Raw genomic sequence first — 17,327 nt, forward strand, 5'->3', positions numbered from 1 at the left:
CTGGAAGTGGGGCGCATTATAAGGGGATCTGAAACCCCGTCAACCCTTATTTTCAAAAAACCTTAATATCGCCGAAAAACAAAGCGGGGAGGCCTGTCGGCCTCCCCGCTTTATATAGAGAGAAGCGTCAGAGCACACCCGCCCCACGCAGCCGCTGCACAGCCTCGGCACTCAGCCCCAGCACTTCGCCGAGCACCGCCTCGGTGTGCTCGCCCAGCAACGGCGGCCCCTGCCGATACTCCACCGGCGTCTGCGATAGCCTGATCGGGCTAGCCACCTGCGGGACGCTCCCGGCGAGCGGGTGGGGAATATTCACCGCCAACCCACGGGCGAGCACCTGCGGATCCTGGAACATCTGCGCCAGATCGTTGATCGGACCACAAGGCACACCAGCCTGCTCCAACGCACTCACCCATTCGGCCGTGGTCTTGAACACTGTCGCCTGGCGAATCAATGGGATGAGCTCAGCACGGTGCGCCACTCGCTGCTTATTGGTCGCGAAGCGCGGATCATCCGCCCACTGCGGCTGACCGGCCACCTCGGCGAACTTTCGGAACTGCCCATCATTACCAACGGTGAGGATGAAATCCCCATCCGCCGTGGGAAAGTCCTGATAAGGCACGATGTTGGGATGCGCATTCCCCAGGCGACGAGGCGAGACTCCTGTGGTGAGGTAGTTCATCGCCTGATTGGCGAGGCATGCCACCTGAACATCCAGCAACGCCATGTCGATGTGTTGGCCAATCCCCGCCTGGTCACGGTGGGCGAGGGCAGCCAGTATCGCCACCGTGGAATAAAGGCCCGTCAGGATGTCGGTCAATGCGACACCTACCTTCACAGGTCCTGCACCGTCTTCACCCTCCGGGCGTCCAGTCAGGCTCATCAGCCCACCCAGCCCCTGGATCATGAAGTCGTACCCCGCCCGCTTGGCATATGGCCCGGTCTGACCGAAGCCGGTAATCGAGCAGTACACAAGCTTCGGGTTCATCGCCTTCAGGCTTTCATAGTCCAGCCCATAGCCCGCCAAGCCACCTACCTTGAAGTTCTCGATCACCACATCCGACTTGGCCGCTAGCTCACGCACAAGGCGCTGCCCCTCGGGCTGGGTGAAATCGATGGTCACCGAACGCTTGTTGCGATTGGCCGACAGGTAATAAGCCGCCTCACTGGTATTTTCCCCCGCGGCGTCCTTGAGGAAGGGCGGCCCCCAAGCGCGGGTATCATCCCCCGAGCCTGGACGCTCGACCTTGATCACGTCCGCCCCAAGATCAGCGAGGATCTGCCCCGACCACGGCCCGGCCAGCACCCGTGAAAGATCCAGCACCCGCAGATGGGAAAGCGCACCCATGGCCTGGCTCCTCTATTAATAGAACGCCTGGATGCCGGTTTGCGCACGCCCAAGGATCAGCGCATGCACGTCATGGGTGCCTTCATAAGTGTTGACCACTTCAAGGTTGACCAAGTGACGCGCCACGCCGAATTCGTCGGAGATGCCATTGCCACCGAGCATGTCACGCGCCATGCGAGCGATATCCAGGGCCTTGCCGCACGAATTGCGCTTCATGATGGAGGTGATCTCAACGGCAGCGGTGCCTTCATCCTTCATCCGCCCGAGGCGCAGGCAACCCTGCAAGCCCAAGGTGATTTCGGTCTGCATGTCAGCGAGCTTCTTCTGAATCAGCTGGTTGGCTGCCAACGGCCGGCCAAACTGCTGGCGATCCAACGTGTACTGGCGAGCCGTGTGCCAGCAGGCTTCGGCCGCCCCCAACGCACCCCAGGAAATGCCGTAGCGGGCGGAGTTGAGGCAAGTGAACGGCCCCTTGAGGCCACGCACCTGCGGGAAGATGTTCTCTTCGGGCACGAATACGTTGTCCATGACGATTTCGCCGGTGATCGAGGCGCGCAGGCCAACCTTGCCGTGAATCGCCGGGGCGCTGAGCCCTTGCCAGCCTTTTTCCAGGATGAAGCCGCGAATATCGCCTGCGTCATCCTTGGCCCAGACCACGAACACATCGGCGATCGGACTGTTGGTGATCCACATCTTGGCGCCCGTCAGGCGATAGCCACCCTCGACCTTGCGCGCACGGGTAATCATCGAACCTGGATCGGAACCGTGGTTGGGCTCGGTCAAGCCGAAGCAACCAATCCACTCCCCGGTGGCCAGCTTGGGCAGATACTTCTGCTTCTGTGCTTCGCTGCCGAATGTGTTGATCGGCACCATCACCAATGAAGACTGCACGCTCATCATCGAGCGGTAGCCCGAGTCGATGCGCTCCACCTCGCGCGCAATCAGCCCGTAGCACACATAGTTCAAGCCACTACCGCCGTACTGCTCGGGGATGGTCGCACCCAACAGACCCACTTCGCCCATTTCGCGGAAGATCGCAGGGTCGGTCTGCTCATGACGGAACGCCTCCAGCACACGCGGAGCCAGCTTGTCCTGGGCGAATTGGAAAGCGCTGTCACGCACCATGCGCTCCTCTTCAGTGAGCTGCTGGTCGAGCAGCAGGGGATCGATCCAGTTGAAGCTTGCTTTACCGGCCATGTGCAGAAACCTCGAAGTCGGGCAGGGAAGGGTGGCGTTGGATTGATCCTAGGCCCGAACCGTCGGCACGACAAACGAGGATTGCGCACGCTTTAGTGATATTTTCTCACTTCGTAATCAGCCAAACGCCAAGTCTGCTGACTAACTAGTGAGGTCGACGTACATGCGCCGTAAGATCCCGAGCACCACAGCCCTGGTTTGCTTCGAAGCGGCGGCACGCCACGAGAGCTTCACCAAGGCTGCCCATGAACTGGCCCTTACCCAAGGCGCGGTCTGTCGGCAGATCGGTGGCCTGGAAGCGTTCCTCAACGTGGAACTGTTCCGGCGCTCGCGCCGTGGCGTGAAGCTGACCGAAGCGGGCCTGTCCTATAGCCGCCAGGTCTCGGCGCAGCTCGATGCCGTGGAGCGCGACACGCTATCGGTCATGCGCCAGCAGGGCGCGAACGTGATAGAGCTGGCGGTAGTGCCAACCTTCGGCACTCAATGGCTTTTGCCCAGGCTCAAGGACTTCCAGCGGCGCCACCCGGAGGTCACGGTCAACCTCACCAACCGCACGCGACCTTTCCTGTTCGCCGATACTCCGTTCGATGCCGCCATCTACTTCGGCGATGCCGACTGGTCGGGCACCCAGGCCCATCGCCTGATGGGCGAGAACCCGCTGCCGGTGTGCAGCCCAGCCTTGCTGGGCGGCCAAGATAGACTTGAGGCCAAGCGGATTGCCGAGTTGCCGTTACTGCAGCAGACCACACGCCCTTACGCCTGGCGACAATGGTTCGGCGGGCAGGGCATGAGCGTTGAGCGCGATTTGACCGGCCCTCGCTACGAACTGTTTTCAATGCTGGCCCAAGCGGCCATGCACGAGATGGGCATAGCACTGATCCCACCGTTCCTGATCCAGCGCGAGTTGGAAGAGGGCAGGCTGGTGGTCGCAAACAGGCATGCCCTGTCCAGCGACAAGGCCTACCATCTGATGATTCCCGAGCGGAAGGTGGAATCCGCCTCGCTGCGGGCCTTCCGAGACTGGCTGGTGGCACAGGCGCAACAGTACACGGCGCTTGAGAAACGACAGATCTGACCCGGTAGTCAATTATTCTAAACACCTACAGATATACGTATTTGTCGCCAATTCGTAATCTGTACCAATGACACGAAAAACTCGATCAACCCTAGCAGCCGCGCGGTTTTGCAGCGTATTTTGCGACATTCACCACGCTACTAACGATCATCGGCAAAAAATTTTCAAAATTCCTCCTAACCTCGAAATAGCGCGTCCTTGAAGGGTTTCTAGCCGTCAGTTGCGACATACGGTCACAGGATGACTTGTAGTTTTGAGTTCGTATCGCTTCAGAACCGGTTGAAGGCCCTTGGGTTCGTCTGCAAAATGCCTCCCCCGGCCGGGATCCGGCGGGGTCGTGCTCTACGACCGCCCAGCTGCACCTTCCGAAGTGCGCGGGTTTTTATAAAGACAAAAGGTCACCGCAGGAGACAAAGTCGTGCACATTGGTGTTCCTCTCGAGACGCAGACCGGTGAGACAAGGGTCGCCGCGACCCCGGAAACCCTCAAGAAACTGATAGGCCAGGGCCATCAGGTCACCGTGCAACGGGGCGCTGGGCTCAATGCCAGCATCCCGGACACGGCCTTCGAAGCCGTTGGCGCGAAACTGGGCGAAGCGGCCGATGCCTTCGGCGCGCAGTTGGTGCTCAAGGTGGTCGCGCCCAACGATCAGGAGCTTGCCCTTATCAACCGCGGCAGCCTGCTGGTGGGCATGCTCAACCCGTTCAACAGCGAACTGATCGGCAAGATGGCCGAGCGAGGTATCACTGCCTTCGCCCTGGAGGCCGCGCCACGTACATCGCGGGCCCAAAGCCTCGACGTGCTGTCGTCCCAGGCCAACATTGCCGGCTATAAAGCCGTGCTGCTGGCGGCCCATCACTATCCGCGCTTCATGCCCATGCTGATGACCGCTGCCGGCACGGTGAAGGCAGCCCGCGTGCTGATTCTGGGCGCCGGTGTCGCTGGCCTGCAGGCCATCGCCACGGCGAAGCGCCTGGGCGCGGTGATCGAAGCGTCGGATGTACGCCCGGCGGTGAAGGAGCAGATCGAGTCCCTAGGCGCCAAGTTCATCGATGTGCCCTACGAGACCGATGAAGAACGCGCCTGCGCCGAAGGGGTGGGCGGCTATGCCCGGCCGATGCCGGCCAGCTGGATGCAGCGTCAAGCGCAGGCCGTGCACGAGCGCGCCAAGCAGGCCGACATTGTCATCACCACCGCACTGATCCCAGGACGCAAGGCCCCCACTTTGCTCAGCGCCGAAACCGTCGCACAGATGAAGCCCGGTTCGGTGGTCATCGATCTGGCTGCTGCCCAAGGCGGCAACTGCCCGCTGACCGTCGCCGACCAGGTGGTTCAAACCAATGGCGTGATCATCGTAGGGCCGACCAACCTGCCCGCCCAGGTGAGTGCCGATGCATCGGCGCTGTACGCACGCAACCTGCTGGACTTCATGAAGCTGCTGTTCGACAAGGACGGCGCACTGACCATCAACCTCGAAGACGACATTGTCGCCGCGTGCCTGATGTGCCGCGACGGCCAAGTCGTGCGCAAAAACGGCTGAGGAGCACGACAATGGAAGACATGCTGATTTCCCACGGCATCTATAACCTGATCATCTTCGTGCTCGCCATCTATGTCGGCTACCACGTGGTATGGAACGTCACCCCGGCCCTGCACACCCCGCTGATGGCCGTGACCAACGCCATCTCGGCGATCGTCATCGTCGGCGCCATGCTGGCGGCCGCGCTGACCGTCACCCCGGCAGGCAAGCTGATGGGCACCCTGGCCGTGGCACTGGCCGCAGTCAATGTGTTCGGTGGCTTCCTCGTCACCCGCCGCATGCTTGAGATGTTCAAGAAGAAAACCAAGAACGAGGCGCAGAAGTCAGCATGAGCATGAATCTGGTAACACTTCTGTACCTGGTCGCTTCGGTCTGCTTCATCCAGGCGCTCAAGGGCCTGTCGCACCCGACCACCTCGCGGCGCGGCAACCTGTTCGGCATGCTTGGCATGGGGATCGCCATCCTCACCACGGTAGGCCTGATCTACAAACTCGGGGCTGAGCTGGCGACCGCCGGCATCGGCTACGTGATCGTCGGCCTGCTGGTCGGCGGTACTGCCGGCTCGATCATGGCCAAGCGTGTCGAGATGACCAAGATGCCCGAGCTGGTCGCATTCATGCACAGCATGATCGGCCTGGCGGCGGTATTCATCGCCATCGCGGCGGTGCTAGAGCCACAGTCGATGGGCATCGTGGCCACCATCAGCGATCCGATCCCGACCGGTAACCGTCTGGAGCTGTTCCTCGGCGCGGCGATTGGTGCCATTACCTTCTCCGGCTCGGTGATCGCGTTCGGCAAGCTGTCGGGCAAGTACAAGTTCCGCCTGTTCCAAGGCGCACCGGTACAGTTCGTCGGTCAGCACAAACTGAATCTGATCCTGGGCTTGGCCACCATCGCCCTGGGGCTGCTGTTCACCTTCACTGGCCACTACAGCGCGTTCACCCTGATGCTGGTGCTGGCCTTCATCATGGGCGTACTGATCATCATCCCAATCGGCGGCGCCGACATGCCGGTGGTGGTCTCCATGCTCAACAGCTACTCGGGCTGGGCAGCGGCCGGTATCGGCTTCTCGCTGAACAACTCGATGCTGATCATCGCAGGTTCGTTGGTCGGTTCGTCCGGTGCGATCCTCTCGTACATCATGTGCAAGGCGATGAACCGCTCGTTCTTCAACGTGATCCTCGGCGGCTTTGGTGGCGATACCGATACTGGCACAACACAAGGTACGAAAGAGCAGCGCCCAGTGAAGTCCGGCTCAGCCGACGATGCCACCTTCCTGTTGAGCAACGCCGACAGCGTAATCATCGTCCCCGGTTACGGCTTGGCGGTGGCACGCGCCCAGCATGCACTCAAGGAACTGACCGAGAAGCTGACCCACAACGGCGTGACCGTGAAGTACGCGATCCATCCGGTGGCGGGGCGCATGCCTGGGCACATGAACGTGCTGCTGGCCGAAGCCGAGGTGCCGTACGACCAGGTGTTCGAGATGGAAGACATCAACGCCGAGTTCGGCCAGGCCGATGTGGTACTGGTCCTGGGTGCCAACGACGTCGTCAACCCGGCAGCCAAGAACGATCCCAAATCGCCGATCGCCGGCATGCCGATCCTCGAAGCGTTCAAGGCCAAGACCATCATCGTCAACAAGCGCTCCATGGCCAGTGGCTATGCGGGCCTGGATAACGAGCTGTTCTACCTGGACAAGACCATGATGGTGTTCGGCGACGCGAAAAAAGTCATCGAAGACATGGTCAAGGCCGTGGAATAACACCACCCCTATATAAAGAAGCGCATAAGGCCCCCGAGGAGTTATTCCGCGGGGGCCTTTTGATTGGCTTGATCCAGATCAACGGCTCTACTTCCGGCCCTGGCATACGACCATGGTCGCGGGACGGCATCGGGCGAAATCTCTAGACTGCGCTCCCAGTAGCCTCAGTAGCCCGAGATAACAATCCATGTACCGTGATCGTATCCGCTTGTCCTCCCTGCACAGCAAGGTAATGAGTGCGGCTGATGCCGCTGGACTGATCCAGGACGGCATGACCGTCGGCATGAGCGGTTTCACCCGCGCCGGCGAAGCCAAGGCCGTGCCACACGCACTGGCCGAGCGTGCTAAACAGTCGCCGCTGAAGATCAGCCTGATGACCGGCGCCAGCCTGGGCAACGATCTGGACAAGCAACTGACCGAGGCCGGCGTACTGGCCCGCCGCATGCCCTTCCAGGTCGACAGCACCCTGCGCAAGGCCATCAACGATGGCCAGGTGATGTTCATCGACCAGCACCTGTCGGAAACCGTCGAGCAGTTGCGCAACAAACAGCTCACCCTGCCGGACATCGCGGTGATCGAAGCGGTGGCCATTACCGAGCAAGGCCATATCGTGCCGACCACCTCGGTCGGCAACTCGGCCAGTTTCGCGATCTTCGCCAAGCAGGTCATCGTCGAAATCAACCTGTCGCACAACACCAACCTCGAAGGCCTGCACGACATCTATATCCCGACCTACCGCCCGACCCGTACGCCAATCCCGCTGGTTAAGGTGGACGATCGCATCGGCAGCACTGCCATCCCGATCGATCCGGCCAAGATCGTCGGCATCGTCATCAGCGACCAGCCGGACTCGCCGTCCACCGTGCTGCCGCCTGACCACGAAACCCAAGGCATTGCCGACCACCTGATCGCCTTCTTCAAGCGCGAAGTGGAGGCCGGGCGCATGACCAACAAGCTCGGCCCACTGCAAGCCGGTATCGGCAGCATCGCCAACGCGGTGATGTGCGGTCTGATCGAGTCACCGTTCGAAGACCTGACCATGTACTCCGAAGTGCTGCAGGACTCGACCTTCGACCTGATTGACGCGGGCAAACTGAGCTTCGCCTCGGGCAGCTCGATCACCCTGTCGAGCCGGCGCAACGCCGATGTGTTCGGCAACCTGGAGCGCTACAAAGACAAGCTGGTACTGCGCCCGCAGGAAATCTCCAACCACCCTGAAGTGGTACGTCGCCTGGGTATCATCGGCATCAACACCGCACTGGAGTTCGACATTTATGGCAACGTCAACTCCACACACGTCTGCGGTACCAGGATGATGAACGGCATCGGCGGCTCGGGCGACTTCGCCCGCAACGCGCACTTGGCCATCTTCGTCACCAAGTCGATCGCCAAGGGCGGTGCGATTTCCAGCGTGGTGCCGATGGTCAGTCACGTGGACCACACCGAACACGATGTCGACATCCTGGTGACCGAGGTGGGCCTGGCCGACCTGCGCGGGCTGGCACCGCGGGAACGCGCGCGGGTAATCATCGACAACTGTGTACACCCGGACTATCGCGCGGCCCTCAACGACTACTTCGAGCGTGCCTGCCAGCGCGGCGGCCACACTCCGCACATCTTGCGCGAGGCCTTGAGCTGGCACGAGAACCTGGAAGAAAGCGGGCGCATGTTGGCCAGCTGATCCTGTAAGCGACTCAATCGCGGGGCAGACCCGCTCCCACAAACACCCTACCAGGTCATGTGAGAGCGGGTCTGCCCCGCGATGCGTTTGGACCGACACACCAAGATCAAATAACTGTTCTACTGTACTGGTAAATCCTCGCCCTACCGAACAGGGCGAAGGAGTCTTCACGTCAAAATGCACACTATTGGTGCAGACCAGTACAGTTTAGCCAATTTTGAGTGCAACAGCGGCATTACACAGTTAACTGAGTGAGCGTATTACTGTTGAACTGTATCTACTGTTATGGACAGCGGAGGAGGAAGATGGGCACCAGTTAAATCACTACCTAATCCCGCCATAAGCGGAAGGATGTCAATCATGGAACGTACCCTCAGTTCCGGTCTGGTTTTCGAAAGCAACGCCCAAGCTTCCAACGCCTCGCTGCCGCTGCGCGCCCTGTCGACCCTGCTGCTGTGGCAGCGCCGCATGGCCAGCCGTCGTCAACTGGCCCGTCTGGACGCCCGCCTGCTGGCTGACGCCGGTATCAGCGAGTCGCAGCGTTACGAAGAGCTGAGCAAGCCTTTCTGGCGCTAAGCACCGGTCTGCGGCCCAGGCCGCAACCGCGAATTCACAAGAACCCGTCGCAGGTGACTGCGACGGGTTTTTTGTTTGTATGCCGCACAATAGAGCGGTCCAGGCCGCGACCATTACAGTTTTGTAAATCTATTAAATGACAGTAACAGTTACGTTTTGTCATCCCTGCTCACTGCAGAGGGGCGAACCGGCACGTGTTACGCTTGTCATACACGCCTGGCCACGCCCATCCGTACCGAGCCCGTAACACACAGACACAGACCTGCGCAGGAGTTCCAACCATGTCCCGTAATCATCTGCTTGGCGCCGCGTTGCTGCTGTCGCTGACCGGCGCGGCTCACGCCACCAGCTTCGTGGTCACCACCGACGCCGTGGTCGGTGCGCTTGCCGCGACCACTGACGCCACCTCGGACGTGACCTCGTCGTTGCGCGACGACAAGATCGTCCAGGCCGCTCGCGACGATGCCGCCAGCTTCGTTGGCAGCGAAGGCGCCATTCGCGGTGCCAAACTGGAAAGTGCCTTCGTTCACATTCGCCAGCAACTGCCCGACCTGCAAGCCAGCGACACGCAACTGGCACGCGCTATCCTGACGCTCTAACACAAGCCTCGCGCCCGGATTCACTAGCCCTGGCCCGTGCATCCGGGGTAGCCTTCGCTGCCCGAAACCACGACCACCCGAGAGCCTATGCGTTATTTACCGCCTTTGCTGTTCGCCTTGGCCGGTGTTGGGAGCGCCCATGCCATGGATGTCACCACCCAGAGCCTCGTTGTCACTGGCTACGTCACCAGCCAGGTGACCACCGCACCATTCGATCGCAAGGTCGTCGCCGCCGCCCGTGACGATGCTGCCGCGTTCGTCGCCACCGATGGCATGATTCGGGGTGCACGCCTGCAAGCGGCGCTGATTTCGCTGCGTGAACAGCGCGCCTGTCATGCTGTCGGCGATCTTGAACTGGCCGAGGCAATTCTCGTCCAATGAATACCTCTGACTCCTTCGTATCTTTTGGAGATGCTCCATGCGTAAACCGCTGATCGCCGCCACCCTCGGCATGTTGCTGCTGGCTGACTTGGCTCAGGCACACACCTTGGTGGCCACCAGCAACATCATCGTCCGTGCCTTTGGCCGTTCGATCGATTTCACCTCCGACACCACCACCTCGATCCGCGACTCGAAAGTGGTACGCGAGGCCCACGATGACGCCGCCAGCTTCGTTGCCAGCGACGGTGACATCCGTGGCGCGCAGCTCGAAGCCGCGTTCGACACCCTGCGCGCCCGCGTACCCGAGGCCCGTGACGCCAGCGACCAGGTGCTGGCCGAAGCCATTCTCGCTCTGTGAAGCGCGTGCGTGCCTGGCTGCTAGGCTGCGTCCTGACGCTGCTTGGCACGCCCGCCCTGGCCGACCTGCAGCTGACGCTGCAGGCCGACAGCCTCGACCCTGCGCAACGACAAGCCACCCAAGTATTGCTCGATGAAGCCATGGCCAAGCTGCCACCCCGCTTCAAGCAGGCCCTCGACCGCCAGGTGCTGGTCAGCTGGTCCGCGCACATGCCCGAGGATGCCTACGGACAGGCGACCCCTGTCTCGACCCTGGACCTCAATCGCCGCTTGCTACCCAGCCTGGTCGATGGCAGTGCTGCCCGCGAAAAGACCGGCCGCCCCCACGGCACCGTGCGCGAGGAACTGCTGGCCACGGTCCTGCATGAACTGACCCATATCTACGACCGTGCCCGCCTGTGGCCGAGCGCCGAGCGCCAACTGATCAGCCGCTGCAAGCGCCAGCAGGACACCCTAGGCAAGGTAGGCCTGCCTCAGGACTGTCGAGGCGAGGCCGAGCGCCGCTTCACCCTGAGCGACGATCCGCGTCTGCTCGACCTTGCCGGCTGGCCGCAGTACGTGGGCCGCCGCGGCGAGCGCGAACAGCACAACGGCCAAAGGGTGCGCAGCCCCGACGCCTACGAGTTGAGCAGCCCGAAGGAATTCATCGCGGTCAACATGGAGTATTTCCTCCTCGACCCGAGCTACGCCTGCCGCCGACCGGCGCTCAATCAATACCTACGTGACCACTTCGGCTGGGCGCCGCAACAGGATACGTGCGCCAAGGGCTTGCCGTTTCTCAACGCCGGCAACGACTTCGCCCGCCAACCGCTGGGCGAAATCGACCCCGAGCGCGTCTACCAAGTTGACTACTTGCTGGCCGAAGCCAACCAGAACTGGGTCAGCCGCTGGGGCCACAGCATGCTGCGCCTGGTCATCTGCGCCCCCGGCCGCCCGCGGGGCCCAGACTGCCGCCTGGACCTGGACCAAAGCCTGGTGCTGTCGTACCGCGCCTTCGTCAACGACGTACAGCTGTCCAGCTGGGACGGCCTCACCGGCGCCTACCCATCGCGGCTGTTCGTGTTGCCACTGGGGCAGGTGATCGACGAATACACCAAGACCGAACTGCGTAGCCTGGCCTCGGTGCCCCTCAAGCTCAGCCGCAGCGAGATCGAGAACCTGGTACGCCAAGCAGCCGAGATGCACTGGAGCTACGACGGCAACTACTACTTCCTGTCCAACAACTGCGCGGTGGAATCGCTCAAGTTACTGCGCAGTGGCAGCGCTAACCCGCGCCTGAACGACCTCGACGCGATCATGCCCAATGGTCTGCTAGAAGTGCTCAAAGGTCGCGGCCTGGCCGACACCAGCGTGCTGGATGACCCGCGCGAAGCACTGCGCCTGGGCTATCGCTTCGACTCGTACCGCGACCGCTACCAAGCCATGTTCGAGGTGCTGAAAAAGCAGCTCCCGGTCAAGCAGAGCGCCGTTGAGGACTGGCTGGCCCAGGACGCCGAGGCGCGCCGCCCATGGTTCGAGCGCGCCGACCTGCGTACCAGCGCGGCGTTGTTGCTGCTCGAACAGGCCGCACTGCGCCGCCAGCTGCTGCTCGCCCAGGACGAGGTGAAACAGCGCTACCTGAATGAGCGGGCGCTCAAGGATGGCAGCTTCGACAAAGCCAACGAAACCTTGCAGGCGATGCTGGCCAACAGTGGCTTCCTCAGCCGTCCGGCTGAGCTGCTGGGGGCGGGTGGCTATGGCCTGCCGCAGCCGGATGAGCGCAAGCAACTGGAGCAGGTGAGCAGTGAGCGTCAGGCGCAGTTGCTGCAATTGAGCACCACTCTCGACCAGCAGGTAAGGGCGCTGCTGGGACCGGAGCGGGGCAGGGAGATCAAGGCGGTCGAGGCCAATATCAAGCAGGTGGGCGAACACCTGAGGGCGCTGCACAAGGCGGCGGGCGGATTGCAGTTGCCCTGACCACACGGTTCTAAACGCCATCCTGTAGAAGCGGCCTTGCCGGCGCGCCGGACCGGCCAGAACGGGCTGCGCTGGATTCGGGATTCACGCAACCCTGTGGAAGCGGGTTTACCCGCGAATGGCTCCGGCTACAGGCGTTCCTCATCCTCCTGCGGCAAGCCCTCGTCCACCCGCATCCACGGCAAACGGCTGCCGACCCAGATATGCCGCTTGGGCACCGCCCGCTGCGGCTGATCCAGCGTCGCCACTGTCACGTCGATGGTCTGCGGGCTGTGAGTGGTCACCAGCGCCACATGCGCCCCACAGCCGCCACAGAAATAGCGGCTGCAACTGTCCGGCGCCACGTACCGCTGGGGCGACCCGCAGAGCCATTCGAAATCGTTCAGCGCCAGCGTCACCCAGGTCACCAATGTGCCGCCGCTGACCCGCCGACAGATCGAGCAATGACAATGCGCGACGTCACCCAAATCGCCGCGCAACCTGTACCGTAGAGCGCCGCAATGGCACCCACCCTCGACCACTTCAAGCATCGATACGACCTCCCGTCGCCTTGCGCAGGACGAAAGCTGGCTGAAAGCTTGCCCGCATAGGATAGCGCCACTACCGGCGTAAGACCGGTCGCCAGGGCATCTGGAATTTTCCGAGCCCGGCCCATCCAACAACAACAATGGTGATACCGATGTTTTCCTGTGCCCGTGTTTGCGTTATCCCCCTCCGCTTACTCCTCGTGCAGCGCCCGACGCGCTGACCCTCGCCCGAATACTTCTTCTTTTCGCCGCGCCACGCCTGGAGTACCGCCATGCTGACCTTCCTCGGCTTTGCCATGGTCATCACCTTCATGTACCTGATCATGACCAAGCGCCTGTCGGCCTTGATCGCGCTGATCCTGGTTCCAATCCTGTTCGCCCTGTTCGGGGGCTTCTACAGCGACATCGGTCCGATGATGCTGCAAGGCATCAGCAAGCTCGCGCCCACCGGCGTGATGCTGATGTTCGCCATTCTCTACTTCGCCCTGATGATCGACTCCGGCCTGTTCGACCCGGCCGTGCGCAAGATCCTCAAGCTGGTCAAGGGCGATCCGTTGAAAGTCTCGGTAGGCACCGCCGCGCTGGCCTTGGTAGTGTCCATGGACGGTGACGGCGCCACCACCTACATGATCTGCTGCGCGGCCATGCTGCCGCTGTACAGCCGCCTGGGTATGAGCCCACGGATCATGGCCGGCCTGATTATCCTGGCCGGCGGCGTCATGAACATGACCCCGTGGGGCGGTCCGACCGCACGCGCCGCCAGTGCCCTGCACGTGGACCCATCGGACATCTTCGTGCCGATGATTCCGGCCATGGCCTTCGGTGTGCTGGCGATTCTGGCCATCGCCTACTGGTATGGCAAGCGCGAACGCGCCCGTCTGGGCGAGCTGCACCTGCCCACCGACGACATCGACCACAGCGAAATCAGCGTCTCGCAGTTCCCCGAAGCGCGCCGTCCCAAGCTGATCTGGTTCAACGGCGCACTGACCGCCGCCCTGATGGTCGCGCTGATCGCCGGCGTGTTGCCGCTGCCGGTGCTGTTCATGATCGCCTTCAGTATCGCCATGATCGTCAACTACCCCTGCCTGCAACAGCAGAAGGATCGTATCGCGGCCCACGCGTCCAGCGTGCTGGCAGTAAGCGGGCTGATCTTCGCGGCGGGCATCTTCACCGGCATCCTGTCCGGCACCGGCATGGTCGAGGCCATGTCCAAAAGCCTGCTGGCGGTCATCCCTGAGGCGTTCGGCCCGTACATGGCCGTCATCACCGCCATCGTCAGCATGCCGTTCACCTTCTTCATGTCCAACGACGCCTTCTACTACGGCGTACTGCCAGTGCTGTCGGACTTCGCCAGCCACTACGGCGTGACCCCGGTGGAAATGGCCCGAGCCTCGATCGTCGGCCAACCGGTACACCTGCTCAGCCCGCTGGTGCCCTCCACCTACCTGCTGGTGGCGCTGGCCGGGATCGAGTTCGGCGATCACCAGCGCTTCACCCTCAAGTGGGCAGTGCTGGTATGCCTGTGCATAATGTTCGCCGCATTGGCGCTGGGCACCTTCCCGCTGTTCAGCAGTCTTTGATACAAGCGCATCATCCCAACCGCCCGACCCCCTCCACGTGGGTGTCGGGCCTTTACCGCTCGAAGGAATACACATGGAATGGCTGACCAGCCCGGAAATCTGGGTTGCCTTTTTCACCCTCACGGCCCTTGAGATCGTGCTCGGGATCGACAACATCATCATGATCTCGATCCTGGTCAGCCGCATGCCCAAGCACATGCAGCCTCGCACCCGGATCTTCGGCCTGGCCCTGGCCATGGTCACGCGGATCATGCTGTTGCTGTCGATCACCTGGGTCATGCGCCTGACCGACGACCTCTTTGAGGTGCTCGGCCAAGGTATCTCCGGCCGCGATCTGATCCTGTTCTTCGGCGGCCTGTTCCTGCTGTGGAAAAGCTCGCAAGAGATCTACCACGGCCTGGAAGGCGAAGACGAAAGCAGTGACGCGCCCAAGGGCGCAGGCGGCAAATTCCTCTACACCATCATCCAGATCGCGATCATCGACATCGTGTTCTCCCTGGACTCGGTGATCACCGCCGTGGGCATGGTGTCGCACGTACCGGTGATGATTGCCGCGATCATCGTCGCCGTCCTGGTGATGATGCTCTGCGCCGGCACCATCAGCGACTTCATCGACAAGCACCCTTCGCTGAAGATGCTCGCCCTTTCGTTCCTGATCGTGGTCGGTACGGTGCTGATCGCTGAATCCTTCGATGTCCATGTACCCAAGGGGTACGTCTATTTCGCAATGGCGTTCTCGCTGGCGGTCGAAGCGATCAACATCCGCATGCGCACCGCCAAGGCGCGCAAACAAGGGCAGGAGCCGGAGGCAGTGAAACTGCGCAAGGACATTCCCGGTCAGTAAACGCTGCAACCGCGGTTAAACACAGGGCCCTTCGGGGCCCTGTGTCGTTTCGGCCCGGCCTGCACCACCCCCGCAGCTGTTTCAAATAGATGTCAGCCATGCCAAGCTGGCGGCAGCTACGCAAAACAACTAAAGCTTGAATGAGCCCTGCACAAAACCGATGCCCACCCCCGGGCCAGGCTCACTGCATTGCCAATTGGCCCCGTGTGGGGCACAAGAACACAGGGGGCCCGACCATGCTGACCTTGCTCAACCTGCTCTCCGCCGTGGCCTTGCTGGTCTGGGGCACGCATATCGTGCGCACCGGCATCCTGCGCGTGTATGGCTCAAACCTGCGCCGGGTGCTGAGCCAGAACATGAACAAACGCCCACTGGCGTTCATCGCTGGCATCGTGGTCACTGCCGTTGTGCAGAGCAGCAACGCCACTGCCATGCTGGTCACCTCATTCGTCGGCCAAGGCCTGATGGCCATGACCCCGGCCTTGGCGATCATGCTCGGAGCGGACGTGGGGACCGCACTGATGGCGCGGGTGCTGACCTTCGACCTGTCCTGGCTGTCGCCACTGCTGGTGTTCGTGGGGGTGATCTTCTTTCTGTCGCGCAAACAGACCCGCCTGGGGCAGATGGGCCGCGTGGCCATCGGCCTGGGGCTGATCATCCTGGCTCTGGAGCTGATCGTGCAGGCCGCTGCCCCGATCACCCACGCACAAGGGGTGAAAGTGCTGTTCGCCTCGCTGACCGGCGACATTCTGCTCGACGCATTGGTCGGCGCACTGTTCGCCATGGTGTCCTATTCAAGCCTAGCCGCCGTGTTGCTCACCGCGACCCTGGCCGGCGCCGAGGTGATCAGCCTGCCAGTAGCCATTGGCCTGGTGGTGGGCGCCAACATCGGCAGTGGCCTGCTGGCGTTCATCAGCACCAGCATGCAGAATGCCGCCGGGCGCCGCGTGGCGCTGGGCAGCCTGCTGTACAAGCTGATCGGCCTGGTGCTGATCATCCCGGCGCTGCACCCGCTGGTGGAGTGGATGGACAGCCTGAGCTTCAGCCCGCAGGAGCTGGTGATCGGCTTCCACCTGCTCTACAACACCCTGCGCTGCCTGCTCATGCTGCCCACCGTGCCCCTCATGGGCCGGCTGTGCAACACACTGCTGCCCGAGCGCGACAACACCACTGGCCCGCTCAAGCCCCGACACCTCGATGCCACCGCCTTGGCAACCCCAAGCCTGGCACTGGCCAACGCCGCACGCGAGACCCTGCGCCTGGGCGATATCGTCGACAGCCTGCTCGAAGCGATGCTCAGCGCCCTGCGCGGCCACACCACGGCCATGCCGCAGCAAGTCCGTGCCCTGAGCGAGGACGCCGAAGCACTGTACAGCGCGATCAAGCTGTATCTGGCGCAGATGCCCCGGGAAGACCTCAGCGAGGCCGACAACCGGCGTTGGGCCGAGATCATCGAACTGGCCATCAATCTCAAGCTGGGCTGCGACCTGATCGAGCGCATGCTGCGCAAGGTGCAACAGCAGAAGACCTCGCAACGCCGAGAGTTCTCGCAGGTGGGCCTGGAGGAACTGACCGGCCTGCAAGAGCAACTGCTGTCCAACCTGCGCCTGGGCCTGACCGTCTTCCTCAGCGCCGACCCCGAGAGCGCACGCCTGCTGCTGCGGGAAAAACGTCGTTTCCGAGCGCATGAGCGGCGCCTGGCCCACGCCCATGTCAGCCGCCTGCAACGCAAAGTGGTGCAGAGCATCGAGACCAGTTCGCTACACTTGGAGCTCATTGCGGACATGAAACGGTTGAACTCTTTGTTCTGTAGCAGTGCCTATGTGGTACTGGGCGGAACCGACACCGGCGGGCTGATGCTCGACAGTGTGCCAGACGAAGCCCGCCAGCCCTGACCCACG

At 62.1% G+C, this 17,327-nt stretch carries 16 protein-coding genes; 13 read left to right on the plus strand and 3 right to left on the minus strand.

Annotated features, from left to right (window positions below; genetic code table 11):
- Positions 1-127: 127 nt before the first annotated feature.
- Both ACNFIC_RS07830 and ACNFIC_RS07835 read right to left on the minus strand, forming a co-directional pair.
- On the minus strand, positions 128-1,348 hold the full coding sequence (locus ACNFIC_RS07830) for a CaiB/BaiF CoA transferase family protein (protein ID WP_416780649.1): 1,221 nt from the start codon (positions 1,346-1,348) through the stop codon (positions 128-130).
- 15 nt (positions 1,349-1,363) lie between these two features.
- Entirely contained in the window at positions 1,364-2,545 is a 1,182-nt protein-coding gene (locus tag ACNFIC_RS07835; protein WP_138221598.1) for an acyl-CoA dehydrogenase, read from the minus strand.
- Between the two features lie 163 nt (positions 2,546-2,708).
- Between ACNFIC_RS07835 and ACNFIC_RS07840 the strand changes: the two genes are divergently transcribed.
- The 10 genes from ACNFIC_RS07840 to ACNFIC_RS07885 all read left to right on the plus strand — a co-directional run bounded on the left by ACNFIC_RS07840 (position 2,709) and on the right by ACNFIC_RS07885 (position 12,475).
- Positions 2,709-3,620 (plus strand): LysR family transcriptional regulator, encoded by a 912-nt coding sequence (locus ACNFIC_RS07840; protein WP_416780651.1) that lies wholly within the window; start codon positions 2,709-2,711, stop codon positions 3,618-3,620.
- 418 nt (positions 3,621-4,038) lie between these two features.
- Positions 4,039-5,160: a Re/Si-specific NAD(P)(+) transhydrogenase subunit alpha gene (locus ACNFIC_RS07845; protein WP_138221600.1), complete on the plus strand. Its 1,122-nt coding sequence runs from the start codon at positions 4,039-4,041 to the stop codon at positions 5,158-5,160.
- A gap of 11 nt (positions 5,161-5,171) precedes the next feature.
- Positions 5,172-5,492 carry an NAD(P) transhydrogenase subunit alpha gene (locus ACNFIC_RS07850; protein WP_138221601.1) on the plus strand — a complete coding sequence of 107 codons (321 nt, stop codon included), beginning with the start codon at positions 5,172-5,174 and terminating at the stop codon, positions 5,490-5,492.
- Complete coding sequence (locus tag ACNFIC_RS07855) at positions 5,489-6,925, plus strand: NAD(P)(+) transhydrogenase (Re/Si-specific) subunit beta (RefSeq protein WP_138221602.1); 1,437 nt, start codon at positions 5,489-5,491, stop codon at positions 6,923-6,925. Before ACNFIC_RS07850 ends, ACNFIC_RS07855 begins: the two co-directional genes overlap by 4 nt.
- Before the next feature lie 187 nt (positions 6,926-7,112).
- Positions 7,113-8,606, plus strand: a complete 1,494-nt coding sequence (locus ACNFIC_RS07860; RefSeq protein WP_138221603.1) for an acetyl-CoA hydrolase/transferase family protein — start codon at positions 7,113-7,115, stop codon at positions 8,604-8,606.
- Positions 8,607-8,966: 360 nt separating this feature from the next.
- On the plus strand, positions 8,967-9,182 hold the full coding sequence (locus tag ACNFIC_RS07865; RefSeq protein WP_138221604.1) for a DUF1127 domain-containing protein: 216 nt from the start codon (positions 8,967-8,969) through the stop codon (positions 9,180-9,182).
- Between the two features lie 281 nt (positions 9,183-9,463).
- Positions 9,464-9,781, plus strand: a complete 318-nt coding sequence (locus ACNFIC_RS07870) for a DUF2388 domain-containing protein (RefSeq protein WP_416780657.1) — start codon at positions 9,464-9,466, stop codon at positions 9,779-9,781.
- An 87-nt stretch (positions 9,782-9,868) separates the two neighbouring features.
- Positions 9,869-10,162, plus strand: coding sequence for a DUF2388 domain-containing protein (locus ACNFIC_RS07875; protein ID WP_138221606.1), 294 nt, complete (start codon positions 9,869-9,871; stop codon positions 10,160-10,162).
- A gap of 37 nt (positions 10,163-10,199) precedes the next feature.
- Positions 10,200-10,520, plus strand: a complete 321-nt coding sequence (locus ACNFIC_RS07880) for a DUF2388 domain-containing protein (RefSeq protein WP_138221607.1) — start codon at positions 10,200-10,202, stop codon at positions 10,518-10,520.
- Positions 10,517-12,475 carry a DUF4105 domain-containing protein gene (locus ACNFIC_RS07885; RefSeq protein ID WP_138221608.1) on the plus strand — a complete coding sequence of 653 codons (1,959 nt, stop codon included), beginning with the start codon at positions 10,517-10,519 and terminating at the stop codon, positions 12,473-12,475. The genes ACNFIC_RS07880 and ACNFIC_RS07885 overlap by 4 nt, the downstream gene beginning before the upstream one ends.
- A 128-nt stretch (positions 12,476-12,603) precedes the next feature.
- On the opposite strand, the gene ACNFIC_RS07890 is transcribed toward ACNFIC_RS07885, so the two are convergent.
- Entirely contained in the window at positions 12,604-13,005 is a 402-nt protein-coding gene (locus ACNFIC_RS07890) for a GFA family protein (protein WP_138221609.1), read from the minus strand.
- 269 nt (positions 13,006-13,274) lie between these two features.
- Here ACNFIC_RS07890 and ACNFIC_RS07895 point away from each other — a divergent pair, with 269 nt between their 5' ends.
- From ACNFIC_RS07895 to ACNFIC_RS07905, 3 genes are all read left to right on the plus strand, one after another.
- Positions 13,275-14,582 (plus strand): CitMHS family transporter, encoded by a 1,308-nt coding sequence (locus ACNFIC_RS07895; protein ID WP_138221610.1) that lies wholly within the window; start codon positions 13,275-13,277, stop codon positions 14,580-14,582.
- Between the two features lie 73 nt (positions 14,583-14,655).
- Positions 14,656-15,426 carry a TerC family protein gene (locus tag ACNFIC_RS07900; RefSeq protein ID WP_138221611.1) on the plus strand — a complete coding sequence of 257 codons (771 nt, stop codon included), beginning with the start codon at positions 14,656-14,658 and terminating at the stop codon, positions 15,424-15,426.
- Positions 15,427-15,662: 236 nt separating this feature from the next.
- Complete coding sequence (locus tag ACNFIC_RS07905) at positions 15,663-17,321, plus strand: Na/Pi cotransporter family protein (protein ID WP_138221612.1); 1,659 nt, start codon at positions 15,663-15,665, stop codon at positions 17,319-17,321.
- Positions 17,322-17,327 lie beyond the last annotated feature (6 nt).

Origin of the sequence: Pseudomonas sp. NY15463 (genome assembly GCF_048068415.1) — a bacterium.
Classification (GTDB): domain Bacteria; phylum Pseudomonadota; class Gammaproteobacteria; order Pseudomonadales; family Pseudomonadaceae; genus Aquipseudomonas; species Aquipseudomonas mosselii_C.